General features: G+C 39.5%; 18 protein-coding genes. 6 read left to right on the forward strand and 12 right to left on the reverse strand.

Annotated elements, in window-relative coordinates:
* Positions 1–3 precede the first annotated feature (3 nt).
* Entirely contained in the window at positions 4–738 is a 735-nt protein-coding gene (locus tag DKM50_10230) for a 16S rRNA methyltransferase (GenBank protein PZM78929.1), read from the reverse strand.
* Positions 739–837: 99 nt separating this feature from the next.
* On the opposite strand from DKM50_10230, the gene DKM50_10235 reads away from it, so the two are divergent.
* Positions 838–2,133 carry a hypothetical protein gene (locus DKM50_10235; protein ID PZM78930.1) on the forward strand — a complete coding sequence of 432 codons (1,296 nt, stop codon included), beginning with the start codon at positions 838–840 and terminating at the stop codon, positions 2,131–2,133.
* Between the two features lies 1 nt (position 2,134).
* On the opposite strand, the gene DKM50_10240 is transcribed toward DKM50_10235, so the two are convergent.
* The 5 genes from DKM50_10240 to DKM50_10260 all read right to left on the reverse strand — a co-directional run bounded on the left by DKM50_10240 (position 2,135) and on the right by DKM50_10260 (position 8,730).
* On the reverse strand, positions 2,135–3,967 hold the full coding sequence (locus tag DKM50_10240; protein ID PZM78960.1) for a cell division protein FtsH: 1,833 nt from the start codon (positions 3,965–3,967) through the stop codon (positions 2,135–2,137).
* Between the two features lie 90 nt (positions 3,968–4,057).
* Positions 4,058–4,606, reverse strand: coding sequence for a bifunctional pyr operon transcriptional regulator/uracil phosphoribosyltransferase PyrR (locus DKM50_10245; protein PZM78931.1), 549 nt, complete (start codon positions 4,604–4,606; stop codon positions 4,058–4,060).
* 48 nt (positions 4,607–4,654) lie between these two features.
* Entirely contained in the window at positions 4,655–5,239 is a 585-nt protein-coding gene (locus DKM50_10250; GenBank protein ID PZM78932.1) for an imidazoleglycerol-phosphate dehydratase HisB, read from the reverse strand.
* 72 nt (positions 5,240–5,311) lie between these two features.
* Complete coding sequence (locus tag DKM50_10255; GenBank protein PZM78933.1) at positions 5,312–6,346, reverse strand: Holliday junction branch migration DNA helicase RuvB; 1,035 nt, start codon at positions 6,344–6,346, stop codon at positions 5,312–5,314.
* 149 nt (positions 6,347–6,495) lie between these two features.
* Positions 6,496–8,730: a hypothetical protein gene (locus DKM50_10260; protein ID PZM78934.1), complete on the reverse strand. Its 2,235-nt coding sequence runs from the start codon at positions 8,728–8,730 to the stop codon at positions 6,496–6,498.
* A 196-nt stretch (positions 8,731–8,926) separates the two neighbouring features.
* On the opposite strand from DKM50_10260, the gene DKM50_10265 reads away from it, so the two are divergent.
* Positions 8,927–10,456, forward strand: a complete 1,530-nt coding sequence (locus DKM50_10265) for a hypothetical protein (GenBank protein PZM78935.1) — start codon at positions 8,927–8,929, stop codon at positions 10,454–10,456.
* On the opposite strand, the gene DKM50_10270 is transcribed toward DKM50_10265, so the two are convergent.
* On the reverse strand, positions 10,453–12,114 hold the full coding sequence (locus DKM50_10270) for a hypothetical protein (GenBank protein PZM78936.1): 1,662 nt from the start codon (positions 12,112–12,114) through the stop codon (positions 10,453–10,455). The two genes, DKM50_10265 and DKM50_10270, sit on opposite strands and share 4 nt — an antisense overlap.
* 565 nt (positions 12,115–12,679) lie before the next feature.
* On the opposite strand from DKM50_10270, the gene DKM50_10275 reads away from it, so the two are divergent.
* From DKM50_10275 to DKM50_10290, 4 genes are all read left to right on the forward strand, one after another.
* Complete coding sequence (locus tag DKM50_10275) at positions 12,680–13,051, forward strand: hypothetical protein (GenBank protein PZM78937.1); 372 nt, start codon at positions 12,680–12,682, stop codon at positions 13,049–13,051.
* A gap of 17 nt (positions 13,052–13,068) precedes the next feature.
* Positions 13,069–18,402 (forward strand): hypothetical protein, encoded by a 5,334-nt coding sequence (locus tag DKM50_10280; protein PZM78938.1) that lies wholly within the window; start codon positions 13,069–13,071, stop codon positions 18,400–18,402.
* A gap of 196 nt (positions 18,403–18,598) precedes the next feature.
* Positions 18,599–19,591: a hypothetical protein gene (locus DKM50_10285; protein PZM78939.1), complete on the forward strand. Its 993-nt coding sequence runs from the start codon at positions 18,599–18,601 to the stop codon at positions 19,589–19,591.
* 527 nt (positions 19,592–20,118) lie between these two features.
* Positions 20,119–20,502, forward strand: a complete 384-nt coding sequence (locus DKM50_10290; protein PZM78940.1) for a hypothetical protein — start codon at positions 20,119–20,121, stop codon at positions 20,500–20,502.
* 46 nt (positions 20,503–20,548) lie between these two features.
* Here the strand turns inward: DKM50_10290 and DKM50_10295 are convergent, their stop codons facing one another.
* From DKM50_10295 to gcvT, 5 genes are all read right to left on the reverse strand, one after another.
* Positions 20,549–21,322: a hypothetical protein gene (locus DKM50_10295; protein ID PZM78941.1), complete on the reverse strand. Its 774-nt coding sequence runs from the start codon at positions 21,320–21,322 to the stop codon at positions 20,549–20,551.
* A 17-nt stretch (positions 21,323–21,339) separates the two neighbouring features.
* The gene (locus tag DKM50_10300) at positions 21,340–22,794 is read right to left on the reverse strand and encodes an aminomethyl-transferring glycine dehydrogenase subunit GcvPB (GenBank protein ID PZM78942.1); all 1,455 of its coding nucleotides are present in this window, start codon (positions 22,792–22,794) and stop codon (positions 21,340–21,342) included.
* Positions 22,795–22,802: 8 nt separating this feature from the next.
* Positions 22,803–24,104, reverse strand: a complete 1,302-nt coding sequence (locus tag DKM50_10305; GenBank protein PZM78943.1) for an aminomethyl-transferring glycine dehydrogenase subunit GcvPA — start codon at positions 24,102–24,104, stop codon at positions 22,803–22,805.
* A gap of 4 nt (positions 24,105–24,108) precedes the next feature.
* The gene (gene gcvH, locus DKM50_10310; protein PZM78944.1) at positions 24,109–24,495 is read right to left on the reverse strand and encodes a glycine cleavage system protein GcvH; all 387 of its coding nucleotides are present in this window, start codon (positions 24,493–24,495) and stop codon (positions 24,109–24,111) included.
* Positions 24,496–24,559: 64 nt separating this feature from the next.
* A complete protein-coding gene (gcvT, locus tag DKM50_10315) occupies positions 24,560–25,618 on the reverse strand; it encodes a glycine cleavage system aminomethyltransferase GcvT (protein PZM78945.1) in 1,059 nt (352 codons plus the stop codon).
* Positions 25,619–25,651: the final 33 nt, after the last annotated feature.

A 25,651-nucleotide genomic window follows, 5' to 3' on the forward strand; every position in this document is an offset into this window, starting at 1 on the left:
AATTTATAATCGATATTCATAGGTTAGCATCGCACAAACTGCGATAGGGGCAGTTTCAGTTCTTAGTATTGTATTTCCAATTGTTACAGGAATACCACCATAGTCTACCATTTTGACAATCTCTTCTTGCTCGAATCCACCTTCGGGACCTATGGTCAAAGATATCGATTTCGGTGTTTTCTGTTTTAGTGCTTGCTTCAGGGTCATTGCGTTCTCTTCTTCCCAGAGAATAATATTAATATCATGATGTGCAAATATATTCTGGAGGTTTCCGATAGCAACCGGTTCATGAATGTCTGGAACAGTAATCCGTCTCGATTGTTTTGCTGCCTCAGAACTTATTTTTTGCCAGCGCGCAATTTTTTTGTCTTTTTTTAAAGAAATGTCCGGGATACATCGCTTGGAAGCCAGGGGATAGAATTGATCGGCGCCGATTTCCGTGCACTTTTGTATAATATAGTCCATTTTTTGACTTTTTGGGATGCCTTGGATAATCGAGATTGTAATCTGGTCCTGAATGTCTGCTTGCACACTGCTTATAATTTCTGCTTTTACAATAGCTTTGGATATATGTGAGATAGTAGCTTCGTAGGTAATGTGCTTACTGCTATCAACTGCTTGTATCCTCTCGTTTTCACGGACTCGCAGAACGTTTTTTAGATAGTGTAAGTTATCCTCTTTGAAGATAAGAGTATTCTCAGTGTATAGGCTGTCGCTTTTGATAAATACGCGTTTCATAACCTGACAAATAATATCATGGATTAATACCTTATCAAAGCATTAATTAGCCAAGCTTTTCAAATAAAAATGTGCGTGATATGATAAATACAATTTTTTATGCGCGACAAAGGAGATCTGATGATAGATAACATCGTAATTTTTGAAGACCTGTCATATAAAAACTTTTACCCTTTAACGTTAACTCGACCGGTGTTTGAGCTTAGATGTGGAATAAAGTCGTTGGTAGAAAAGATTGTTCATCTCTTTCCTCAAGCTCATTTTTCTTTATTCAGCAGAAATTTTCTTAAAGCTCAGCTTTCCTATAAGTATCCTAATGTTCCCGTGAATGTGCTTAATACTGGCGGCGCTGTTCTTCTTGTTAATGGCCGGCTGATTGCCGGAGCTGAAAGTTATCCTTTTTTTCCTGATGGAGAGGATAGGGATTTTGTTTTGGTAAAAGGGAAAGATATTGTTTTTGCTTATTTGCGGAATGAAAATCTTAATATCATTAAACCATATATAACAGAAGAATTCAGATCCCTTGAGATAATGAAGGTTTTACAGAAAAAAGTCTCCTTTCGGGAAATTCAGGCAACTTTAGTTGAATATCCGTGGGATTTTATCCGTCTTAATCAGCAACAAATTACGAATGATTTTATCTCCTTGAAACAATCTGGTGTTATCAAGGGCTGTGTGCATTCGCGTGCCGTATTGTATGATGAGGAGAATATGTTTATCGGTAAAAATACTGAAGTTATGGCAGAATGCGTTCTGGATGCAAGAAAAGGACCAATATATATTGGAGAAAATGTACTAATCAAGTCAGGTTCTTATATTGAAGGGCCTTCTTATATTGGCGATAATGCTATTGTGTCAAAAGGTTATTTGCGAGAAGGTAGCAATATCGGAAAATATTGTCGAGTTGGCGGCGAAATTGAAGAAACGATATTTTATGAGTATAGCAATAAATATCACGAAGGTTTTGTTGGGCATTCATATATCGGTGCCTGGGTTAATCTAGGTGCACTTACGACAACGAGTGATTTGAAAAACAACTATTCAACGGTTAAGATAACCCATGATAATAATGTTATTGATACTGGTCTTCAATTCATGGGTTCAGTAATCGGTGATTATACTAAGTTCGGAATCGGAAGTTTGTTGAGTACCGGTTCAGTTTTTGGTATCGGATGCAACCTTTTTGGAGGGGGAATATTCCCTCGGTTTGTTCCTGATTTCATCTGGGGTGATAATAAAAATTTCGAGCCGCATGATATTAAAAAGTTTATAACAACAACAGATATTGTTATGAAACGCAGAAATATCTCTTTGTCTGTACAACAAGAAGACGCCTTAATCAGTGTGTACAATTTAACAGCAGAGAGCCGTAATGCCTTTTTAGCTGTTCGATAGTTTAAGCTTTTAGGGGAGCTTTCAACTCTTCAAAAATATTAATAAAAGCATCTCTCTCTATAGTCTCAATTTCTATCAGTTTTTTAGCTATAGCTTCAAGGACTAGTTTATTCTCTTTTAGCAGGCTCTGTGCTTTTTGGTAACAAGTATCAAATATTATTTTGATTTCTTCATCAATGGTATTTGCGGTATCTTCTCCATAATCTTTGGTTCTGTCCCCGATATCCCTGCCGAGGAATACCTGTTCATGGCCTTTTCCGAATGTTCTTGGCCCAAGTTTGTCGCTCATTCCGTACTCGCAAACAATTCTATGAGCAATTTCTGTCGCTTTTTTGATATCGTTGCTTGATCCGGAGGTAATATCCCCGTATTGTAAATTTTCGGCAACCCTACCGCCTAGTAAGATCATTATTTGGTCGAGGAGATCTTTTCTCGGAACAAGATATTTATCTGCTTCAGGCAGTTGGAGTGTGTAGCCTAACGCCATTCCTCGTGGCAATATAGATATTTTATGGACTGGGTCCGTGCCTGGTAAGAGTTTTGCTACCAGCGCATGTCCTACCTCATGGTAGGCTACCATCTCTTTTTCTCTATCTGACATGACACGGTTTTTTTTCTGTGGACCGGCAATAATTCTGTCAATAGCGTCTTCCACTTCGGACATGCCTATTTCTGTTTTGTCTTTACGCGCAGTAAGTAGCGTTGCCTCATTAACAATATTTGCCAGGTCAGCTCCAGTGAATCCTGGAGTCCTTTGGGCGATAACATCAATATTAATGTCCGGCCCGAACTTTTTATCTTTGGTATGGATTGCCAGGATGTCTTTTCTTCCTTTAATGTCCGGTCGGTCAACGACTATCTGTCGGTCGAATCTTCCTGGTCTAAGTAGCGCCGGATCAAGAATATCTGGTCTATTTGTAGCTGCCATGATGATAACACTGGTATTTGTCTCAAAACCATCCATTTCTACCAGTAGTTGGTTGAGTGTCTGTTCTCGTTCATCGTGACCTCCACCCAGGCCAGCACCTCTTTGTCGTCCTACCGCATCAATTTCATCAACGAAGATAATACTCGGCTGGCTTTTTTTTGCTTGCTTAAAAAGGTCTCTTACCCTGCTTGCTCCGACACCGACGAACATTTCAACAAAATCAGAACCGCTGAGACTGAAGAAAGCTACGTCAGCTTCTCCTGCGACAGCTCTGGCAAGCAAAGTCTTTCCTGTGCCAGGTGCGCCCATCAGTAATACGCCTTTAGGTATTTTTGCGCCTAGTGCCTGGAATTTCTGTGGTGCTTTTAAGAACTCAACAATCTCATGCAGCTCTTCGACTGCTTCATCGGCACCACCGATATCTTTGAATGTGATTTGTTGTTTTACTTTTGAGTCCCAGGGACGAGCTCTGCTTTTTCCAAAAGAAAGTGCTTGATTGTTAGCGCCTTGTGCTTGTCGAAATATAAAAAACCATAAACCGATAATGAATATAAAAGGTAGTAACTGTATAAGAAACCCTACCAGCATATTAGATTCCTGAGATTTAACTTTTATCTCGACTCCTTTTTCTCGCAAAGAACTAACAAATCCCGGATAGTCTATGATGTTGGTTTTGAAAAGCGTGCCATCCTTAAACTTTCCATTAAGCTTAAGGGATGACCTGTCAATAACAACACTCTGTACTTTGCCGGTATCGACATCATTTGCGAATTCACTAAATGAAATGTCTTTCACTTTTTGGTTTTCACTCCAGAAAGGAGTAAGAAGTGAAATAATAGCTAGAAATATAACTATATAGAGGAAAAATGATTTCCAGCCTTTTTTATCATTATTAACAGGTATCATTTTAGGCTTTTTACTTTTCTTGTTTGTTTTTTTTTGTTTATCATTATTGTTTGTTTTTTTTCCATCAAGAACCATTTATAATTCCTTACCTTATTTTTTTTGATTTTCAATGAGTATTACTACATTTTCAGATTCCTCAAAGTTAGTGACGACAAGGTCGTTTCTTTCAGTAGCGATTTTTTTGCCGACAAAGTTAGCTTGTATAGGGAATTCCCTATGTTCTCTATCAATAAGCACTGCTAATTTAATGGACTTCGGCCTTCCCCAATCGAGTAGTGCGTCCATCGCTGCCCGGATTGTTCTTCCAGAGCAAATAACATTGTCGAATAATATTACATCCTTTTGATGTAAGTCGCAAGGGATGCTAGTTTCTCTTACTGCAACCTGCTCTTTTTTTATCTGGAGATCGTCTCGGTAAAATGATACATCGAGTTGTCCGATAGGGATTGATATTCCTTCGAATCGTTTTATTGCAGCGGCTGTTTTTTCAGCGATTGGTATTCCTCCGCTTACTATTCCTATAAAAGCTACATTTTGATAATCCGGTATTGATTCGATAATTTCATGAGCAAGCCTATTAATTACGTTATTAACGTTTCTTTTTGTAAGTATAACTTTTGCTCCAGCTTTCGATTGCATAAAATTTCACCCATTTAATTTTACCATTATTATACTAATTGGCAAGCCTTATAGTATGCCCTTAGTTGAAGGGATTTCATCGCTTTTGGGATTAATTGAACTCGCATGTGATAGTGCTCTGGCAAAACATTTAAAAATCGCCTCGATAATATGATGGACATTCTCTCCATGTGCAACATCGATATGGAGCGTGAGCCCTCCATTAACTACTAACGCCTGGAAGAATTCCTGAACCAGTTGCGCATCAAAATTCCCAGTTTTTTCTGTTGGAAATAACACGGAATATTTGAGATATGGACGATTACTTATATCAATAACGGTTTTGCATTGCGCTTCATCCATCGGCAGGATGAAAAATCCATATCGATTGATGCCTTTTTTTGTGCCAAGGGCTTGTTTCAACGCTTGTCCGAGGCATATTCCGATGTCCTCAATCGTGTGGTGTAAATCAACATCAATATCACCATTTGCTTCAACCATCAGATCAAAGCTTCCATGCTTGGAAAAAAGTGTGAGCATATGATCGAAGAATGGGATCTTAGTATTTATTTGGGAAGTCCCGGATCCATCCAGATTAATTGTTAGTTTTATTTCTGTTTCAAAGGTTTTTCGTTCAATTGTTGCTGCTCTCATGAGTGTCTCCTTTTGTAGTGTGCTTTTTGGTTATGTAAAACATTATACTAAATATATAGAAATATCTTAATGCTAGAGCAATTCCTGTTGCCCAAATTGCCCTCTTAATGGTTCGATTTTTAGATAATCATAAGCTGACTTGGTGACAACTCTTCCTCTTGCAGTCCTGTTAATAAACCCGAGTTGCATGAGATAGGGTTCGACGACGTCTTCGATAGTTATAGATTCTTCCGCTATTGAAGCAGCTACCGTATCTATGCCTACCGGACCGCCTTGATAGTTATTGATGATAGCTAGCAGGAATCGCTTGTCGGTTTTGTCGAGGCCGCGATCATCTATTTCAAGTGCAGTGAGCGCATCGATAGCAATTTTTTTATCGATTATTCCGTCTGATTTTACCAGGGCCCAGTCGCGTGTTCTTCGTAGAAGACGGTTGGCTATTCTTGGGGTCCCTCTACTTCTTTTCGCTATTTCTGTGGCACCTTCTTTGGTGATTTGTACATTGAGAAAGGAAGCTGCTTGGATGACGATTGTTTGCAGTTGTTCATTGGTATAGAATTCGAGCCGGTTAACCGAACCGAATCTGTCTCTAAGCGGTGAGGATATTCTACCTGCCTGGGTTGTTGCTCCTATTAACGTGAAAGCCGGAATATCTAGCCGGATCGATCGCGCGGAAGGTCCTTTTCCAATTATGATATCAAGCTGAAAGTCTTCCATGGCAGGGTAAAGAATCTCTTCGACAGATCGGTTAAGACGATGTATTTCGTCAATAAACAAAATATCGTTTTGCTGTAAGTTGGTGAGTATCGCAGCAATATCTCCTGGTTTTTCGATTGCTGGTCCGGATGTGATTTTTATATTCACTTTCATTTCATGGGCAATGATTGTTGATAAGGTAGTCTTTCCTAACCCTGGTGGGCCATAAAACAGTAGGTGGTCGATAGGTTCTTTTCGTGTTAATGCTGACTGGATAATGATATTTAAATTATCTTTAATTGTGTCCTGTCCAATGTATTGATCAAGAGAAGACGGACGAAGACTTTTTTCAACTCTTTGTTCATTTTGTAACGATTCCGGAGAAATTTCCCTATCATTTATATGTATCATTTTTTATAAGATATACTACCATATATCCGATAAGATGTCAGTATATGTGCTCTATTTCAAATACAGACCTTTCAAAAATTTAATAGGTATATTTTTCGGCCACGGTTACTTTTTCGTTTTCATTACTTCGTAGATATTAAGGAAATCCGCTAGTGGTTGTCAGTCATTGACAGTATAAATGCCTGCTCATCATCTGAATATATTTTCTTATACATCCAATAGCTTTTGAGGACTTTCTGAACGTAATTACGGGTTTCGCTAAAAGGTATGGTTTCGATGAACTCGTCGATATCGTCATTTTTTTTGCCATCCCACCATTTTAAAGCATTTGTAGGACCACCGTTATAACCAGCGAGTGCAAGGATGACATTATTATTAAATCTGCTAAGAAGCTTCGTGAAATAATAGGTGCCCATACTTATATTTGTTTCGGCTGAGGTAAGATCATAAGTTGAAGCATTTTTTTTCAGAAGGCGTTTTGCAATGTCCTTAGCTGTTCCCGGCATTATCTGCATTAGCCCTTGCGCATTGGTACATGATTTGGCATCTTTTTTGAATCTGCTTTCCTCTCGTATCAGAGCGATTACAAGATACGGGTCGGTAGAATATTCTTGTGCATATTTATTAATTAAATTCCAGTATACTTTGGGATACGCAAATTTTATAGCATCTTTTGGGACCTGGTTATATTTCTGAAATTCCTCATAAACTATATTCTCAATACCTTTGACACAATTATAATAATCTCCTTGAAAGTACTTGTATTTGCTAATGAGCGTTTTAGAAAATAGTTCTGAGAGTGCGTTAGTCTCCTTGTAATGACTGACTTCAGCAAAAAATTCGCTTTCATAACCGAATTCTCGCAGCATATTCAGTCTTAAATTTGACTCCATTGAATAATTTTCAGAGGTCGTAAGATTGAGGCTGTTTCCTGGCAATGCAAGAAGCGTTTGTCTGTGTTCCTGGTTCGTTGAAAATTTGTCCCATACTCGAAAAGCATAGTAAGTATGCGCGAATTTATCAAATAGTTTTGAATAGAGCCTAAAGGCTTCTTCTTCATTCCCATCTTTTTGTGCAGCTTTTGCCGCCCAGAAAACACATTTTGCGGTAAAATCGTCAGCTTGAGGAAGTGTTGCAGCTACTTTGAGCACATTATACGCTCGATTATATTGTTCTGTAATATAATAAAACCAGCCTTGTTCCCAAATTGCGTCATCGGCAAGAGGAGATTCCGGGTAACGCTCGTATAACTTTTCATAATAATTATATGCGAGGACCTTATCCTTTTTTTCTAAATAAATTGCCGCTAGATTGTAAATCGCTTTATCGGTTATGTCGCCATGAGGAAATGAATCTATTATTTTTTTGTATGCTTGTACTGCTGCGCTCGTATTTTTTTGGATTTGAAATATTTTAGCTCGATAAAAATAGGCCTCGTCGATATGCTTGTCTGCGGGATACCGAACAATTAACTCTTGGAATGCTATAAGTGAAGAATCGTAAGCATAGTATGAATACTTATTAAACCCTATGCGATACATTGCTTCAGGGGCTAGCGGTGATTTCGGATAATACGAAAGTAATCTGTCCAGCATATCATTACTTTCTTTAAAGCGACTTTTTTGATGCAGAAGTTTCGCCGCGTTCAAAAGATCTTCCGGTTTTGGCAACGGTCTGCTATTTTGAAGGTAATTCGAAAGGTGGTAGAGTTTTCCTGGTATTTTATCGGAGTACTCACTATCGGGATAGTTGTAAAAAATTTTCTGATAGTGTTCATAGGCTTTCCGATAGTTCTGATTTTTTTCGCAAATGACAGCCAGGTTGAAAAATACGGTGTCGTTTTTGATGAAGTTTGGATACTTCTGCAATAACGTAGTGTATTCTTTTTCCGCGTTTGCGAACTGGTTGTTTTTGAAATGTAGTTCGCCCAGATCAAAAAGGGCTTTGGGAATAAAAGGACTTTGAGGAAATTTCTCAATTATACCTGTGTATGCTTTTCTGGCAGCGATATAATTTTTTTTTGCAGAATATATTTTTGCCCGCTCATAAAGAATCGCATCCTTGATTGGTACTTCCTGCTTCGCTGCTTTATCAAAATATTTCAGGGCGTTATCTGGTTTCTTCTGGTTTGCATAGGACTTCCCTAGCAGGAACAGCATCTTACCTTGTAGCTCGCGATCACTTGCCTGTTTTATTTTGTTTAAATAATGGATAGCTGAGACATAGTTTTCCTCTGCATAATCTTGATAAGCCTTATGATACAAAATTCCTGCACCGGAAACAATATCCTGGGCACGGTCACTCCAGAGGAGATTGCCATTGAATAATAGAGCCGTAACTAAGGAAATATTAGAAATAATAGATATGATATTGTGCTTTTTCATTTTCCCTTAATACTAAGAGTATCATGAGATTCAGGTTATTTTCAATATTAAAAAGTGATGCGGTTTCCTGATAGTTCACAGCATTTATCTCATGTTTTGTAGTAGAGATGCTTAGCTGTGCATCTTTTTTCATGCTTGACGCAATAAAAATATAGTTATATATTCATTGACGTAAATAAAACCCGGAGGATGAAAAATGTTCGGTAAAATATTTAGTGCATCACTTCAAGGTCTTGAGGCACATATCGTTGAAGTTGAAATAGATGTCAAACATGGGCTTCCTGGACACAATATTGTCGGTTTGCCCGATGCAGCAGTGAAAGAGAGCAAAAACAGGGTTGAAGCAGCGATAACAAATTCAGGCTATGTATTTCCTTTAAATAAGTATTTCACGATTAACCTGGCACCGGCCTATTTACGGAAAGAAGGACCGATGTACGATTTGCCTATGGCATTCGGTATCCTTGCTGTGACGGGCCAGATATCAAAGAAATACCTTGAAGATTCTATAGTCTTGGGGGAGCTTTCTCTGGAAGGGAGGATTAAGCCGATTCAGGGCGTGCTTTCGATGTGCCTGTATGCAAAAGAAAAGGGTTTCCGGCGTGTTTTTCTGCCGGAAAAGAATGTAGAGGAAGGAGCTTTAGTCCAGGGAATAGATATTATTCCCCTTAATAATCTTGCTCAAGCTGCGGCTATTTTAGGTGACTACGAACCAATGGAAAAATACCAGATAGATTTCGAAAAATTGTTTGAGGAGGCAGTAACAGATACCGTAGACTTTTCGGAAGTGAAAGGGCAGGAGTTTGTGAAGCGTGGAATCGAAATCGCTGCGGCCGGTGGTCATAACCTTCTCATGATCGGTTCTCCCGGATGTGGCAAAACGATGATTGCCAAGCGCATTCCTACTGTACTTCCGCCAATGACTATGGAAGAAGCCTTAGAAATAACGAAGATCTATAGCATTATAGGACAGCTTCCTATGCATAAAAGCCTAATAACTGCCCGTCCTTTTAGGAGTCCTCATCATACCGTATCCAATATTGCGCTGGTTGGAGGTTCTTCTGTTCCTCGGCCAGGTGCGGTATCTCTTGCTCATAACGGTGTGCTTTTTCTCGATGAACTAGCCGAATTTAAGCGAGAAGCTTTGGAAGTGCTTCGTCAGCCTTTGGAAGATGGAGTTGTAACGATCTCAAGGGCTAAGTCAACACTTACCTATCCGGCTCAGTTTATGTTTGTTGCGGCTGTGAATCCATGTCCGTGCGGGTATGCGTTCGACCAGACCATCGAATGCACGTGTTCTCCTGCTAACCGCGATAGATACTGGCAGAAATTATCAGGGCCTTTGCTCGATAGAATTGATATTCAGATTGAAGTACGTCGGTTAAATGAGGATGAATTAATGCAGAAGAAGACGGGAGAATCCTCCGTGGATATAAGAAAAAGAGTAGAGCGTGCACGAGCTATCCAGCAGAAGCGGCTTCATGGTGAGCCGATCCATTGTAATGCGCAGATGGCGCCAAAGCATATAAAGGAATCGTGTTCGCTGGATGATTCTTGCGCTCAGCTGATGAGAAATGCCATTCGCAGCTTGAGCCTATCCGCCAGGTCGTTTGATAAAATCATCAAAGTGGCCAGGACTATTGCTGATCTTGCAGGAGAAGCATCGATCAAGTCTGTCCATCTCGCGGAAGCAATTCAATATCGTGGCCTTGATCGGAAATTCTAATGTGCTGGTAGAGTAAAATAGAATGTCGTACCTTGGTTGACTGAACTTTCAACCCAAATCTCTCCGTCAAGACGTTGTAGTATATGATGTACGATAGTTAGTCCTATTCCAGTCCCCGGAAACTCTTCCTTTCTATGGAGACGTTGAAAGGGCGTAAATAGTTTGCTCGCATAGGCCATATCAAAGCCGATTCCATTATCTTTTACAAAATATATTGTTTTTCCTTCAGTATCATTGGCCCCGAACTCGATATGAGCAAGCTGGTTTTTTGATGAAAATTTCCAGGCATTAACAAGAAGATTTGCCAGCATTATTTTTATTAAGTGATTATCTCCATGAGCTATCAGCTTCTCTTGAATATAAAATTGCGTAGTACTGACAGGATGTGCTTTCTTCAGTTCATTAACTATTTTAGTCGCGATAGAAGAGAGATTTAGTTCTCTATAGTTAAGTTTGCTGCGTGAAATATGAGCTAAGAGGAGCAGGTCATCTGTTGCCCGTGTTAAGTAGTGGGCTGCGGAACCCATTCTGGTAAGATATTTTTTCCCATGTTCATCTAATCCCCGACTATATTCAGACAACAGGATGTTGCTGACAGCCTTAATTCTTCGCAATGGGGATTTAAGATGGGCGAGAGATTGGTTGAAAGAAGATAACGCTTTATCTAGTAATTCGGATTGAGAAGACTTTTCGTGCATTAATCCACGCATTATTCTGTTGTGATGGTCGCATTTAAGGGCTATGGCATTGAGTGCTTTGGCCATATTTTCTAGTTCTCTTGTGCTCTTTATTGTAAGTGTCCCCTCGTATTTATCATTCTCTATCGATTGAGCGCCTTTCATCAGTGTATCCAGATGCTTGCTAATAGTTGCTGCTGAGAGAAATAGTAGAGAGCTGCTCACGATAACAATTACAAGTGTTATAAGAAAGAAGGGTTCCATATCTCTTGCAACCTGATAATGGGCTGATGAAAGAGGTGTCATCGTCATAACCGTAAGAAAATATGAAGGAATAGGGGCATACCCCAGGACCTGCTTGGTATTGCTGGTTGTGTCGAATAGCTTTATTGTTCCATGTCGACCAGAAAAAATGTTTCTGGAATCTTTATATTGAAAGGGTTCTGCTAATTTTTCCATGCCGGTTTTTGATGAAGCAATAAGATTCTGGTCATTTCCCCACAGGCTTATAAATGTTGCTTCGTTTTTCGTGAGCTTGCCGAGCAGCCTAACAATTTCGTGCGGACTTAGATAGACGGCTAAAATTCCCTTTAAGACGCCTTTTTTTGTAATTGGATAGGTAATGATCAAGTAGCGCTTATGAGTAACGGGATCGATCTTTAGATTAGACACGGTACCTGCAAGATTGCGTTTGGTCCGTAGAAAAAAATCATCATCACTGATAAAACTATCGTTGGTTAATGTACTCACAATGGCATGGCCACTGGGATTGAATATTGCGATTCCTTTCCAGTCCGGTTGCTTCGTGAGATAGAACGTTATGAAATCGGAATTAATATCATTGATATTGGAGATATTCATAAACCGGGAGAGAGTAATCGCCCTTAATGCCCGGATATTTCCATTTACCCATTCATTAATCAGGATGGTGGCGCTTTTTGTCAAATCAAGATTGTGCTGCACAACATCTTGCTCTCTCATACGATAATTGCTGTAAAGTGACGCGATTCCCAGAAAAGTGAGTAGCAGGAGTATAGACAATGATACCAAAAGCGATCGTATTCGTAACGAAGAGCGACTGCGTGATATAATCTTTTGCAATATGTTCACGTATAACTTGCCTCCGGTATAATAGGCGATAACTGCGTATTTATCTTTGTTTAAATGAGAACAAAAAGATGCTTCTACTTAGATGATTATATAGTGTAAGTAATAATGAGGCTAGTCGGTTATCTAACGAACAAAAATTCACCTCCGGTAAATAATCCCTCCATGATGAGGTCGTGTTTGCTCTTAATCCCAATTGTAGATGAATGAATACGAAAAATGATAATAAAAATTTGAAGTATACTTTAAATAATATATAATAAAAACAAGAGAAAAAACTTTTTTTTATTTTTAAGATAATTTAGATACGGATAAGAACGACGACAATGCTTATTTACTCAAATTTGCACAAATATCGACATGGGCTAGCTATGTTTCTTTAATTTGCTCGAAAAATGATCGATACAACAAAAATATTTTAAGATTAAGGAATGGACTTATGAAAAAGTTGTTATTAATAGATGATAATTTGACTTTGCTTAATTTTTTAGCGAGAGATTTGTCGATATATTATGATGTCATAAGTTTTTCGGAATCTAAGCTGGCTATCGAATTTATTCAGAGTAATGCAAAAGAGTTAAATATTATTGTTAGTGATTATAAGATGCCTCTCTATAATGGTATTGAAGTCTTGAAAGCAGCAAAAGAGGCAGCTCCACACAGTATTAGATTGTTGTTGACCGGATATATTGATGCTGTTGATGAAAAAGATCAAAAAGGCATTTATAATTTAATTATAGATAAAAATGTGATTAAAGATGCGAGGGAGTTGGTAAGAAACATTGAGGAACTTCCAAAAGGGTTAAAATGAGGCGTTGTTATTGAATTATGATAGTGTGTTTTAGAAAAGGACGTCAATTGAACGTCCTTTTTATGTACTTGATACGATTATTTTACTGGCAGAAAAATGATAAAGGGGAAGAGGGGGTAACAATTATGAGTGTTTTAATAGCAGAAAATCAAACAATAGGTGGTCGGTATCAGCTGGTCCGGAGGCTGGGGATGGGAATCGCCAGTGAAGTCTGGGAAGCAGAAGATATCCAGGCGAAGAACGAGGTTGTAATCAAGCTGCTCAAAGAGGACGTCAGCTCGAAATACATCGAAGATCTTCTCAGATATAAAAAAGACATGGAAGGCTCGGTAAAGCTCGAACATGAAAACCTGGTAAGGGTATATGGGGCGGGAGATTATCAGGAACGCCAGTATCTGGTAGTCGAGAAACTTGCTGGGGAAAGTCTGGACAAAGTCCTGGAGCGAGGGAAGCGGCATAGTGTCGATGAGGCAATTGAGATAATCAAACAGATTGGGCACGGGATTGAGTACCTGCATAGGTCTGGGAAAGTGCATCGGGACTTGAGCACCCGGAATGTCATGGTGAATGAAGGAACGCAGGAAGTAAAGGTAGGAGATTATGGGGTGGCCCAGATACTCGAGTTGGGGAAGATAAAAGAAGAAAACGAGATCGTGATGATTTTCGGGTATATGTCACCGGAAGCAACGGGAGTGGTAAATAAACGGATCGATGAACGAAGTGATCTGTATTCATTAGGGATAATTTTTTATGAATTATTAACCGGGGAGAAGCCGTTTAAAGGGCGGGATGTGAACCGGTTATTACATGAACAGGTAGCGGTGGTAGCTCCTAGTCCGGGAAGCAGTGACCGGGCGGTCCCTGCGGTAATCTCAAAGATCGTCATGAAGTTGATAGAGAAAGAGCCGGAACTGAGATATCAAGAGATAGGCGGGCTATTGTATGATCTGGACCGGTACAGCAAGGGAGAGAAGTCCTTCGTCGTTGGCGAAAAGGACAAAAAAGTAAAATTGAATTATCAGACGAATCTGGTTGGTCGAGACGAAGAGCTTTTTACGGTAAAGCAATTAATAAAAGAAGCCAAAGGCGGCAAAGGAGGGATCTGCCTGATCGGTGGCGAGGCTGGTATTGGAAAGAGCCGGCTTGCGGAAGAGGTCCGGGGAGAGGTTTTTAGTCTTGAAGGAGTGGTGTTCCGAGGTAGATGTGTTGACCAGGTAAACAAAATACCATATTTGCCGTTTAAGGATATATTAAATGAGTATCTAAGAGTTCTCGACAAATTACCGGATGCGCAAAAGGCACAGGAAATAGCTGCACTAAAAGAGGTTGTTGGGGAGCTAGGCGAAATAATATTAAAAATAAATAGCGGAATAAGTTCCGTTTTCGAAAATGTTCCCAAATTAGTGCCTTTAGATCCTACGAAGGATAATAAACGTTTTTTGATGGTCGCTGCTGATTTTTTCTGTCAACTCATGCGTAGCAATAACAAAGTCTGTGTTCTCTTTATTGATGATCTGCAATGGGCTGACGAAGGTTCTTTGAGCTTGATGGAGGAAATCTGTGAGCGTATTAACCAAAGTCACTTGGTAATGCTTGGGACCTACCGTGATAATGAGGTTGATGCCGAGCATAGTCTTAGCAAGATTAAGAACAAAATGAAAGACCAGGGTTTAGCGGAAATACAATTGCTGCCTTTCGATTTGAATCGTATGAATAAGTTAATCGCGAACCTGCTGGGAGAGGCTCAGGAAAAATCTAAGGAATTGAGTGAATATATCCTTGAAAAGACAAAAGGCAACCCGTTTTATGCAATCAATGTAGTCCGGGAACTTATCGATAAAAATGCAGTTGAGTGGATAGATGGTCTCTGGGAGAAGAAGTGGAATAAAATAAGAGAATTAATCATTCCCACCAACATGGTCGATCTCATTTTGCGTAGAATCAATAAGATAAATGATGAGTTGTTAAATGTTTTGATAATCGGCGCAATAATCGGCAGAGAATTCGATCTGGAGCTGTTATTTGAGCTTATTGATAATGACAAAGAAACAATTATTAAGCTGATCGACGAAGGTGTTGGCCTGCAACTGCTGGAACTGAGCAGCGAGCGTGGTAAATTGCTTTTCGTCCATGATAGGGTCCGTGATGCTTTTTATCGCAAGATCGATAGAAATAATATCGAAGAATTGCATGTACGAATAGCAGACGCTATCGAGAAAATAAATAAAGAAACAATAGACAAAGTAGTATTTGATCTGGCTTACCATTATACGGCGGGAAAAAATAAAGAGAAGTCGTTACTATATAGCCTTCCTGCGGCTGCAAAGGCAAAAGAGGGATATGCTAATGAAGAGGCGGTCAAATATTTCGAAATAGCAATAGCTTTGCTGGAAGAGCAGCAAAAAGTAGGTGAAGAGGTATGGATATCTGCTCATAATGAAACTGCTGAAGTATACGAGGTAATGGGAAAAATGGCAGATGCTGTTCGAATTTACACCGCGTTATTGCCATATAAAAACACTTCTCTTGATCAAGCCGCAATTTATCGGAAAATCGGCGGTGCATGGTTCAAGCTGGGCGAGCTTAACGCCTGTGAAGAGAGTTTAACCAAAAGCATAACCCTTCTTGGCGAGAAGGTTCCTTTAGGAAAATATTCGGAGATCAAATTTCTTTTGAAAGAGTTGGTGGTTTTTTTATACCGAAATCTAATCCCCCCGAAAGTTAAGCTAGGTAACGATAATGCTTCAATAATAACAGCTAAAGAAGTTACCCAGTTGTATCTGGAGATGGCAGCGCTATACTCGATGATGAATGTGAATAAGCTTCTATGGTCAATACTTCGGGCAGTAAATATCGCGGAATCAAAAATCGGCACTTCAAAAGAGTTGGGATTGGCGTTAAATATGGTAAGTATTGGATATGTAACTGTCGGGTTGTTTAAGAAGGCAGAAAAAATTAGTGATCGTGCAATAAAAATGCTTAATGAGCTGGACGAAGAAGTAGAGTTAGCAAAGGTAAAAATGTGGACAGGGTTTAGCTATCTAAGTTCGTGTGATTACGAAAATGTCCTGGAAATTGAAAAAGCAGCGGCTGAAACCTTGAAACGTATAGGTAGTATGTGGGAGTATGCTTATACGATGGCATGGAGCGGTACTTCGAACATGTTTCAGGGGAATTATAAAAAAGCACTGGAATGTTACTTTATTTACTTTAATGTAAGCACAATGAATAAAGATGAACATGGGATCTGCTGTGCCGCCGATATGTTGGTGCGAGCGTTTGTCGAAACCGGCGACTTTGAGAAGGCCAGGAAATACGGTGAAAAAAGTTTGCAGGTCAGTGAAGATAAGAAGATTTGGTATGTACATTGCCGGGCAAATGCAGATATTGGACTGCTGTACCTCGAGTCAGGCGATTATGACCTGGCGATACAGCATTTAGAGAAAGCCAGAGATATCCATCGCAAAACCGGCAAAAGTTTTTTTAAGGATATGGTCGTTTATCTCTATATTTCTCTGGCAGACTCCTATATTGAGAAATATCGGCGCGACGGTTTCGGAATTAGTAAATCAGACCGGAAAATAGCCATCAAACAGATAAAGGTGGCAATCAACGAAGCCCTAAAAGCTACGAAGCCGTGGCCGAACCATCATGGAGGATCGCTACGTATTGCAGCAAAACACTCTGCGTTAGTCAAGAATAACAAAGCCGCGAATTCATATTTTTTAAAAAGTATTGCGCACCTTGAAAGCATTAGTCGTAAATACGAATTAGCTAAGACATATTACGAATATGGCAGGTTTTTACATGAGGAGATAGGTCAAAAGGCTTCTCGACCAAAATTTGACAAAGCCTTCCAGATATTCAAAGAAATCAATTCTACTGCCTACCTGGAACGATTGACTCACATTCTGGGTATCAAAGATGTTCAAGCAGAAAGTGTTCAGGATCGATTAACAGATAGGCGGGATTTGACCTCAATCATTGAGGTAAGCAATAATTTGAGTTCCATCCTCGAACTAGACAAGCTTCTCGAAAAGATTATGGATGTCTCGATAGAAATAACTGGTGCACAACGAGGATATTTGTACCTGTATTCTGGGACTGAACGAGATCTTTCAATCAAGGTGATCCGTGAAGTAGGCGGGGAGTCAAAAATAAACGACATTCCAGTATGCCGGAGAGTGATCGAGAAGGCAACTGAAAGTGAAAATACTGTATTGGTAGGAGACGCGGGAGAGGAATCCTGGTTGAAGAACGATGATGTCGTTATGAAATATGGGTTGAAGAGTATCCTGTGTATCCCTCTGAGAACAAGGGATGAGCTGATCGGGATAGTCTATTTGGATAATAAGTTAGTCGGAGGATTGTTTACAGAGAAGAAGAGAGAAGTCCTGGGAACAATACTGGTACAGGCCTCAATTTCAATTGAGAATGCCCGGACCACTGAGGAGCTCATGAATATGCACAGGGAACTTGCCCGGCATGCCGAAATACTGGAAGAAAAAGTAAAAGAGCGTACAGAAGAACTGGCCGATAAAAATAAAATACTCGTCGAGCAAAACGAGCAGATCAAAAGACAGGAATCGATGCTGGTACAAAAAGAGAAATTGGCTGCATTAGGCGATATCGTAGCTGGTGTAGCTCATGAAATTAATACCCCCTTGCTTGCAATCACTATCGGAATGAATGGCTATAAACGTTATACTGATGACCTTAGATCTATATTCGAAACAAATAAAACAAAGATCGAATACTCTGGCGACAAATTCTTCGAAGTAAACCATGAGCGATATTCCGAAGATATTGATAGCTTATTTGATGCATTGGACCGCATTCGGATGCACATAACGAATATGAAATCGTTTATTAAGTTCCAGGAAGCGGCGAAAGGCGAGTTTGATATCAATAAAGAAATAATTACCACCTTAAACATTGTGAATTTCAAGCTGCCATCAAATGTGTCAATAGAAACTGAATTAGGGGAAGGAATTCCAAAAGTGTACGGAAGTGCTGCTGAAATGAATCAAGTATTCATGAACCTTATCGTCAATGGAATTGAGTCGATCCCGAAAGAGCAGAAAGGCATCGTATCAATAAAGACGTTCAATCAGATCATCGAAGGAAGATCGCAGGTCATAATAGAAATAAAAGATAATGGAATGGGGATGTCGGAAGAACAGAAGAATCGAGTATTTAAAGACAGGTTTACGACAAAGGAAAATGGAACCGGAATCGGGCTAATGTTATGTTCCGAGATAATCAAAAGACATGAAGCCGAGCTATATGTGGCGGATTCAATTCCAGGATCAGGAACAACCTTTAGGATCGAGGTTTATTGTATTAAGTAATAGCAAAGTCTTTAATACCCAAATTGATTAGGTTTTCGGATTTTTTAATATCACTACCCCGCGTTTCGCGCGGGGTAGTTGCATTTCTTTTTCGAAAACTACATTGATTTAGGTATATATAACGTCCGAAATTTTTGTGTTGAATTTAAGGCTTGAAAGTGTTTAAATCTTGCAAAAATGGTAGGGGGAGGACTATATGCAAAACGAGTTGAATATTGCAGTCATAGGTATGGGAAATATCGGGACCGCGATTGCAAACATGATGGCGGAAAGCGGAGTCAAAGTTAAGGGCTGGGATTTTTTAAAGGAAGTAGTAGACGAAATTAATGCTCAACAATCAAACTCTAGATACCTGCCTGACATGGAGCTAAGTGAGAAATTGGAAGCAACAAGTAACCTCGAAGAAGCTTTCGACAATAAAGATATCGTATTTATCACTATTCCATCGAGTCATATTCCCCGCGTATTGAATCCTTGCAGGCATCGACTGAAAGATAACTGTCTGCTTGTAAGCCTGGTTAAAGGAGTTGATGCCGAAACAGGCATGACAGCATCCGAAATGATTCAAGATATCTATCCTAGAAATGAAGTGCTCGTACTCTCAGGTCCTACTATCGCCACGGAATTTGTTAAGGATCTTCCTTGTGGGGTAGTCATAGCTGGAAAAAATCAAAAATCCTTGTACAAAGTTGCGAGTGCTATCGAGACACAAGCCTTCAGAGCCCGGTTCAGTTCGGATGCTATTGGTGTTGAGTGGGCAGGAATCCTGAAGAATTTGTACGTTATCGGAATAGGAATAATAGACGGAATGGAGATGGATAGTATTAACTTCAAATCGGCGTTTCTAACAAAAGCCTTAGAGGAAATGGTTGCTCTGGTTACAGCACTTGGAGGAAAGAGTGAGAGCGTGTATTATCTCGCAGGTCTAGGTGATCTGTTAGCTACTACATTAAGCCCTCATAGTTATAATAAGAGGCTTGGCCAGCTCTTGGCAGAAGGATACTCGCTGGACAGGGCGCAAGAAGAAATGGGAACGCTGCCGGAAGGAATGAATGCTCTGCGGAATGCAGTCTATCTTTCGGAGAAACTGCATGTGCCAATGCCAGTTGCTCATGGGATCCTTAGCGTAACCGAAGGTGATATCGAGCCGATGTATTTAATTAAGAATTTTATGAAGATTGCGATTTAAAAAGTCAATTGCCCTGAGATAATGATAATCTCTTCTTATCATTATTAAAAAATAATGCTAGAATATCATTACATTAAAAGTGTTGGGAGGTCTGTTATGTATTTATTTACAAATACACCCAACATGATATTTCCTCCGGATCTTCTTTAGACAGCATGGAGGTTACAGATATGTAAGTGTTGTATAAGAAGATTAACATATCTGACAAAAAGGGCAATTAATTTTGCCCTTTTTTATGTTTAAGCGAAAATAATTATGGGAAAATATTAGATGTCCAGGATTAGTATTGCTATTTACTCACTATTTGAAACGATAACACAAAAGATTAACTGCAACAAATGAAAAGTTAATACGATATATAGATAGTAAAGAAATATTGATAATAGCTTAGTATTCGCACCTATATTTTGTGTTGTTTTAAAAAGTATATAGCTATAGCAAAAAAAACAGATAATAAAATGCAACAAAATTGAATAGCTTACGATATATATATAGGTGGAAAATAATCATTAAAGGGGATGGATATTATGACATCATTTGGTATTAATCCAGAAAATCCAAGAATATTAACAAATAGAGGACCAGTTAAGAATGATAAGCCGACTGATGATGCACCAGCAGCACCAGCCAAAAAAACATCTACAGATGAAGCCGGAAATCAGTATTTAGCCGGAATGATTGCAAGTGCACCAGGAATTAATCCTAGCAAAATAAGTCTTGTTTCTTCAACTCCAGTATGGGAAAGCCCTGGCTTTGTTTCTGAGACCAAGCAAATGGCCGCTCAGGTACCCATGACAGCCATATTAGGTGAGACAATAAAAAATGCTATCAGTACTGTATATGGAAATACAAGCGAAGCTGATAGTTTATCAGCCGCAGTGAACAGCCAACTAAATACGTCTATAATATAGTTACTTATAAAAATAAATAAATATAAAACCCTCGAGAGTTATCCCCTCAATCGAGGGTTTTTGTGTCTATTTCGGAGGTTTCGGTAAGTATAATCCCTAAGTTTTTTTCAAAATGAGCTGCCAGAAGTTTAGCAAGATAATCAAAAGTAAAGTTTGTGGTAGTTAATGATTCCATATCCGCTGATTTTGATTTCAGCGAAGTAATGAATCCAGTATTTTTACAGAATGGTATCCAAAAAGAATAATCGGAAGAAAAAGGAATAGTACCTTGTTGTAATAATGCTTTTTTCCCTCGTTTTTGTGCACTTCCAGCTATTTTTTGACCTTGGATGGTGACAAGCTCATAACGTGCCGGTGTTGCAAAACAGATTCTTTCAAAAGTATGTTTATTTTTGTTGTATAGAGTTGATTTTGCAATGGAGGCAATAATCCCCAGCTCCAATAGCATTCCAGCAATGGCTTTATGAATATGCGTGCAGCTTTGTTCTATTCCCTTCGGTAGTCTCGTTGTTTCAAGTTTCGTAACAATACTGTAGGTTAAATCTCCGCTATTATGAAATACTATTCCGCCTCCGGTAGGTCTTTTGGCGGCTATCTGTGTGCGGTTGGGTATCTTCTCGATATAGAAGTCGTTTTCCAATGATTGACTGTACCCATAAGTAATACATGGTTGATCCCAGGAATAAATTCGAAGTGTTGCAGGTATTTCATTTGCTTCAATATTAGAAAAAAGATCCATGTCTTTGCGCATGTTATTACATGCATTATCAGGTGAATCAATTATTAGGTTCCAGTGATGTGGCCTTTCAACCTCGTTCATGTGTTTTACTCCGAAGGTTACTTACAAAATGAAGCGAAGGTTAGTTTCGGTTCTTTAACCGCTTTTGCTTCGTCCAGCCGTTTTACCGGAGTGTTATGAGGCGCTTCGAGAAGAAGCTCGGGAGTCTCTCTGATTTCTTTTGAGATAGCTATCATCGCGTCACAAAACGTGTCGAGTGATTCGCGGCTTTCTGTTTCTGTTGGCTCGATCATCAGACATTCAGAGACAATGAGCGGGAAATAAATTGTTGGCGGGTGGAATCCATAATCGATGAGTCGTTTCGCAACATCCAATGCTCTTACTCCGTGTTCTTTTTTTTCTTTGCTCATACTGATTACAAATTCGTGTTTACACGTTCGAAAACCAAACGGGATAGTATAGTATGGTTTTAGTCGTTCCATCATATAGTTTGCATTAATAATAGCGTTTTCCGATACTTCTCGGAGTCCTTGACTGCCTAGTGTAACAATATAAGCATAGGCTTTAATCACGACGCCTACGTTACCGTAGAATGAATGTACTTTGCCAATAGATTGCGCAGGATTATTAAAGGTATATCCGTTGGCAGTTTTCGTTATCATAGGACCTGGTAGAAACGGTGCTAATTCTTTTGTGACGCCGACCGGCCCGGAGCCTGGACCGCCGCCGCCATGAGGTGTTGCGAACGTTTTATGTAAATTAATATGTGCAACATCGAATCCAAGTTCCGCTGGTTTAGTAATTCCCAGGGTGGCGTTTGCATTCGCGCCGTCATAATAAAGCAAACCGCCGGCTTGATGGATTATTGCAGCGATTTCGATAATGTTTTCGTCAAAAAGGCCAAGCGTATTCGGATTCGTAAGCATTAAACCTGCAAGATTTGGGGTGGAAGAGACCACTTTTTTCAATGCTTCGATATCGACTCCGCCTCGTGGGCCGGAAGGAATTGATTTTGTTCTATAGCCAACACTGGTGGCACTTGCAGGGTTGGTGCCATGTGCTGAGTCTGGTATAAGAATAATATTCCTGAAGCTTTCGGATTTGGACTCGAAATATTTCTTTATGATAAGCAATCCGGTAAGCTCTCCGTGAGCACCGGCCACTGGCTGAAGTGTGAATGCATCGTAGCCGAATATGCTGTTTAGATGCTGCTGCATATTATAAAGAAGTTCAAGTATTCCCTGAATAGTAGACTCATCCTGTAGCGGATGTACATTTGCAAACTCAGAAAGTGCTGACATATCTTCGTTAATTTTGGGATTGTACTTCATGGTGCAAGAGCCTAATGGGTAGAACCCAGAATCAACTCCAAAATTGAGCGTTGATAATTGAGTATAATGTCTTACAACGTCTATTTCTGCTATTTCCGGAAGTCCTATAGGCTCCTGCCTGACAAGCTCTTTTGGTAACGATTTTATTGGAGCCTTAGTGGTTTTTATAATATTTGATGATTTCCCCTTTTGGCTATGTTCAAAAATTAGTTTACTCAAAATTAACTCCTCTAAGCCGCGAAAGATTTACAGATAGAAACAAACTGGTTAATGTCATCGAAAGTAAGTATCTCTGTCGTACAGATAAGCATTTCATTATTTCTCTCAGGAAAATATTTAGAGAGGGGTAGTCCGCCGATCATTCCGAAATCAGCAAGAAGTTTTTTGTTGATCTCTTCTGCTGGAACGGGGGTTTGTAACACAAATTCTTTATAAGTAATTTCATTTTCGTTAATGTGAAAACCTGGTATTTTTGATATAGTTTCTTTAAAATATCGGTTATTTTCCAAACATCTTTGCGCAACCGATGTCATGCCCTTATCTCCCATTAGTGCCATGTAGAGTGTAGCTCTTAATGCGCACAAGGCCTGATTTGAACAGATATTTGACGTGGCCTTCTCTCTTCTGATATGTTGTTCCCGGGTTTGGAAGGTCAGAACAAACGCTTGTTTTCCTTCTTTATCAATAGTTGCCCCGATGATTCTTCCGGGAAGAAGTCGAAGATATTCTTTTTTTGCTGCCATGAAACCGAGATATGGTCCTCCGAAACTTATGGGAATTCCAAGTGGCTGACCTTCTCCAACAACAATATCCGCATTGAGCTTCCCGGGGGATTCCAGCAACGCAAGTGATATCGGGTCTGCAACTGCAATATACAGTCCTTTACAACTGTGGATAGCATCAATTACCGACCGATAATCTTTGATAACTCCAAAGAAATCAGGGCAGGCATTAACAACCGCAGCAGTGTTTTCATCGAACTGATTTTGATGAATGTTGGTTATCTCTACGCTTATGTTTCTATTTATAAGGTAAGTTTCCAGTACTTTAATGTATTCCGGATGTAACGTTTCCGAAACGATTATTTTTGATCGGTTTGTTGAGCTGCAGGCAAGAATTGCAGCTTCAGCTACCGCCGTTGCTCCGTCATACATTGAGGCATTGGCAATATCCATTCCGGTAAGCGAGCAAATCATGCTTTGGAACTCAAAGATCGCTTGTAGAGTTCCTTGGCTAATCTCCGGCTGGTAAGGAGTATACGCTGTATAGTATTCCGATCTCCCGGCAATGTGGTTAATAACACTGGGTATATAATGATTATAAGCTCCCGCTCCAAGAAACGTTTTGGACCCAATTATGTTTTTTTGTATCAATGACTGGAAGTGGGATTTCACTTCCATCTCACTTAAATCAGGTATATGTGAGATTTCTGTTTTAACTGAGATATCTTCGACTAATGAAGAAAATCCGGTAATTTTCATTTCCTCGAACATTATTGTTTTATCAATTTCAGTTATTGGACTGTATTTCATTCCATTAGCCCTTTTCTTCTAAATATGCGTCATATTCTTCTGCTGTCATAAGATCATCGATCTCGCCTTCATCTTCTATTTTGACTTTCATGAGCCATCCATTTTCGTATGGGCTATCATTGATGATATCTGGGGTATCAATCGCATTTTCGTTGATTGCGATCACTTCTCCGGTTACCGGGGAGTAAATATTGCTGACGGTCTTAACTGATTCGACAACACCGCATTCTTGCATTTGCTCAACTTGACCACCAACTTCAGGTAGTTCGACATATACCAGTTCACCCAATTCTTTTTGGGCATAATAGGTTATTCCTATAATTGCTATATCTTTTTTTACTTGTACCCATTCATGTTCTTTGCTATATCTTAGATTTTCCGGCGTCATAATTTTAGCCCCCTTGATTATATTTTTATGAGCATAAATGAGGCAATTTAATAATTGCCTTTAATAATTATTTCTTCCTTTTATAGAAAGGAAGCTCTATTGTTCTTGCCTGGTGTAATTTGTTTCTGATCGAAACTTCGATTATTGTTCCAGGGTTAGTTTCTTCTTTTTTTATTAATACCATGCCAATAGGTTTTTGTAGCGTTGGGGAGAATGTTCCGCTAGTTACAACTCCGCCGCTGGCAATTGCGTACCCTTCCCGGGGGATTGCTTTGCTGAGCATCTCAATTCCTGCTATTTTTGATGTTACACCAAGTTCCTTTTGTTTTTCAATAGCCGATTTCCCGATAAAATCTTTGTCGAATTTAACGACCCAGTCTAGGTGTGTTGAAAGCGGGGTCGTATTCTCATTCAGCTCATGCCCATATAACGGCATTCCTGCCTCAAGCCGGAGTGTGTCTCGCGCACCAAGCCCGCACGGTTGAATATTATTTTCGATGAAATACTTCCATACAATTTTGATTTCATCACGGCGTAGGATCAATTCGAAGCCATCTTCGCCTGTGTACCCTGTGCGAGATATAATTGCTTTTTTTCCAAGAACAAATCCTTGAGACAATCGATAGTATTTCAGGTTTGCAAGATCGATATTTACTATGCGTGAGAGTATCTCTTCAGATTTTGGCCCTTGGATTGCCAGCATTGAATGGGTATGGTTGAGTTGGGTGGTAATGACTTCTTCTTTTTTGTTTTTTTCCAGCCAATATAATACTTTTTTGGTATTTGAAGCATTTATAACTAGCATATATTTATCTGCAAGGCGGGATACCAGAATGTCATCAATAATACCGCCGTTTTCATTACAGATCATCGAGTATTGGATTTGGCCTACTTCCAGGTTTTTAGCGTTATTGGTGGTTACTTTTTGTATGAATTGTAAACATTCCGGACCTTCGAGGGTAATAATCCCCATATGCCCGACATCAAATATTCCGGCTTCAGTTCTTACTGCATTGTGCTCATCGATGACACTCTTATAGATAACCGGCATTTCCCATCCGCCAAAATTTACCATTTTGGCTTTGAGTTTTTTATGCTCTTCATTTAATTCGGTATGTAGTAACATGTTATATCCTTTTTTTGTGGAGTGTAAGAAGAA

The organism is Candidatus Margulisiibacteriota bacterium (genome assembly GCA_003242895.1).
Classification (GTDB): Bacteria; Margulisbacteria; Riflemargulisbacteria; order GWF2-39-127; family GWF2-39-127; genus GWF2-39-127.

What these genes read in the sequence shown, in the direction of transcription:
- DKM50_10235 (PZM78930.1), top strand. Translation starts at nt 838, where the DNA reads ATGCGCGACAAAGGAGATCTGATGATAGATAACATCGTAATTTTTGAA.
- DKM50_10250 (PZM78932.1), bottom strand. Translation starts at nt 5,239, where the DNA reads ATGAGAGCAGCAACAATTGAACGAAAAACCTTTGAAACAGAAATAAAA.
- DKM50_10295 (PZM78941.1), bottom strand. Translation starts at nt 21,322, where the DNA reads ATGAACGAGGTTGAAAGGCCACATCACTGGAACCTAATAATTGATTCA.
- DKM50_10240 (PZM78960.1), bottom strand. Translation starts at nt 3,967, where the DNA reads ATGATACCTGTTAATAATGATAAAAAAGGCTGGAAATCATTTTTCCTC.
- gcvT (PZM78945.1), bottom strand. Translation starts at nt 25,618, where the DNA reads ATGTTACTACATACCGAATTAAATGAAGAGCATAAAAAACTCAAAGCC.
- DKM50_10290 (PZM78940.1), top strand. Translation starts at nt 20,119, where the DNA reads ATGACATCATTTGGTATTAATCCAGAAAATCCAAGAATATTAACAAAT.
- DKM50_10280 (PZM78938.1), top strand. Translation starts at nt 13,069, where the DNA reads ATGATAGTGTGTTTTAGAAAAGGACGTCAATTGAACGTCCTTTTTATG.
- DKM50_10270 (PZM78936.1), bottom strand. Translation starts at nt 12,114, where the DNA reads ATGAGAGAGCAAGATGTTGTGCAGCACAATCTTGATTTGACAAAAAGC.
- DKM50_10285 (PZM78939.1), top strand. Translation starts at nt 18,599, where the DNA reads ATGCAAAACGAGTTGAATATTGCAGTCATAGGTATGGGAAATATCGGG.
- DKM50_10260 (PZM78934.1), bottom strand. Translation starts at nt 8,730, where the DNA reads ATGAAAAAGCACAATATCATATCTATTATTTCTAATATTTCCTTAGTT.
- DKM50_10275 (PZM78937.1), top strand. Translation starts at nt 12,680, where the DNA reads ATGAAAAAGTTGTTATTAATAGATGATAATTTGACTTTGCTTAATTTT.
- DKM50_10245 (PZM78931.1), bottom strand. Translation starts at nt 4,606, where the DNA reads ATGCAATCGAAAGCTGGAGCAAAAGTTATACTTACAAAAAGAAACGTT.
- DKM50_10255 (PZM78933.1), bottom strand. Translation starts at nt 6,346, where the DNA reads ATGATACATATAAATGATAGGGAAATTTCTCCGGAATCGTTACAAAAT.
- DKM50_10230 (PZM78929.1), bottom strand. Translation starts at nt 738, where the DNA reads ATGAAACGCGTATTTATCAAAAGCGACAGCCTATACACTGAGAATACT.
- DKM50_10265 (PZM78935.1), top strand. Translation starts at nt 8,927, where the DNA reads ATGTTCGGTAAAATATTTAGTGCATCACTTCAAGGTCTTGAGGCACAT.
- DKM50_10305 (PZM78943.1), bottom strand. Translation starts at nt 24,104, where the DNA reads ATGAAATACAGTCCAATAACTGAAATTGATAAAACAATAATGTTCGAG.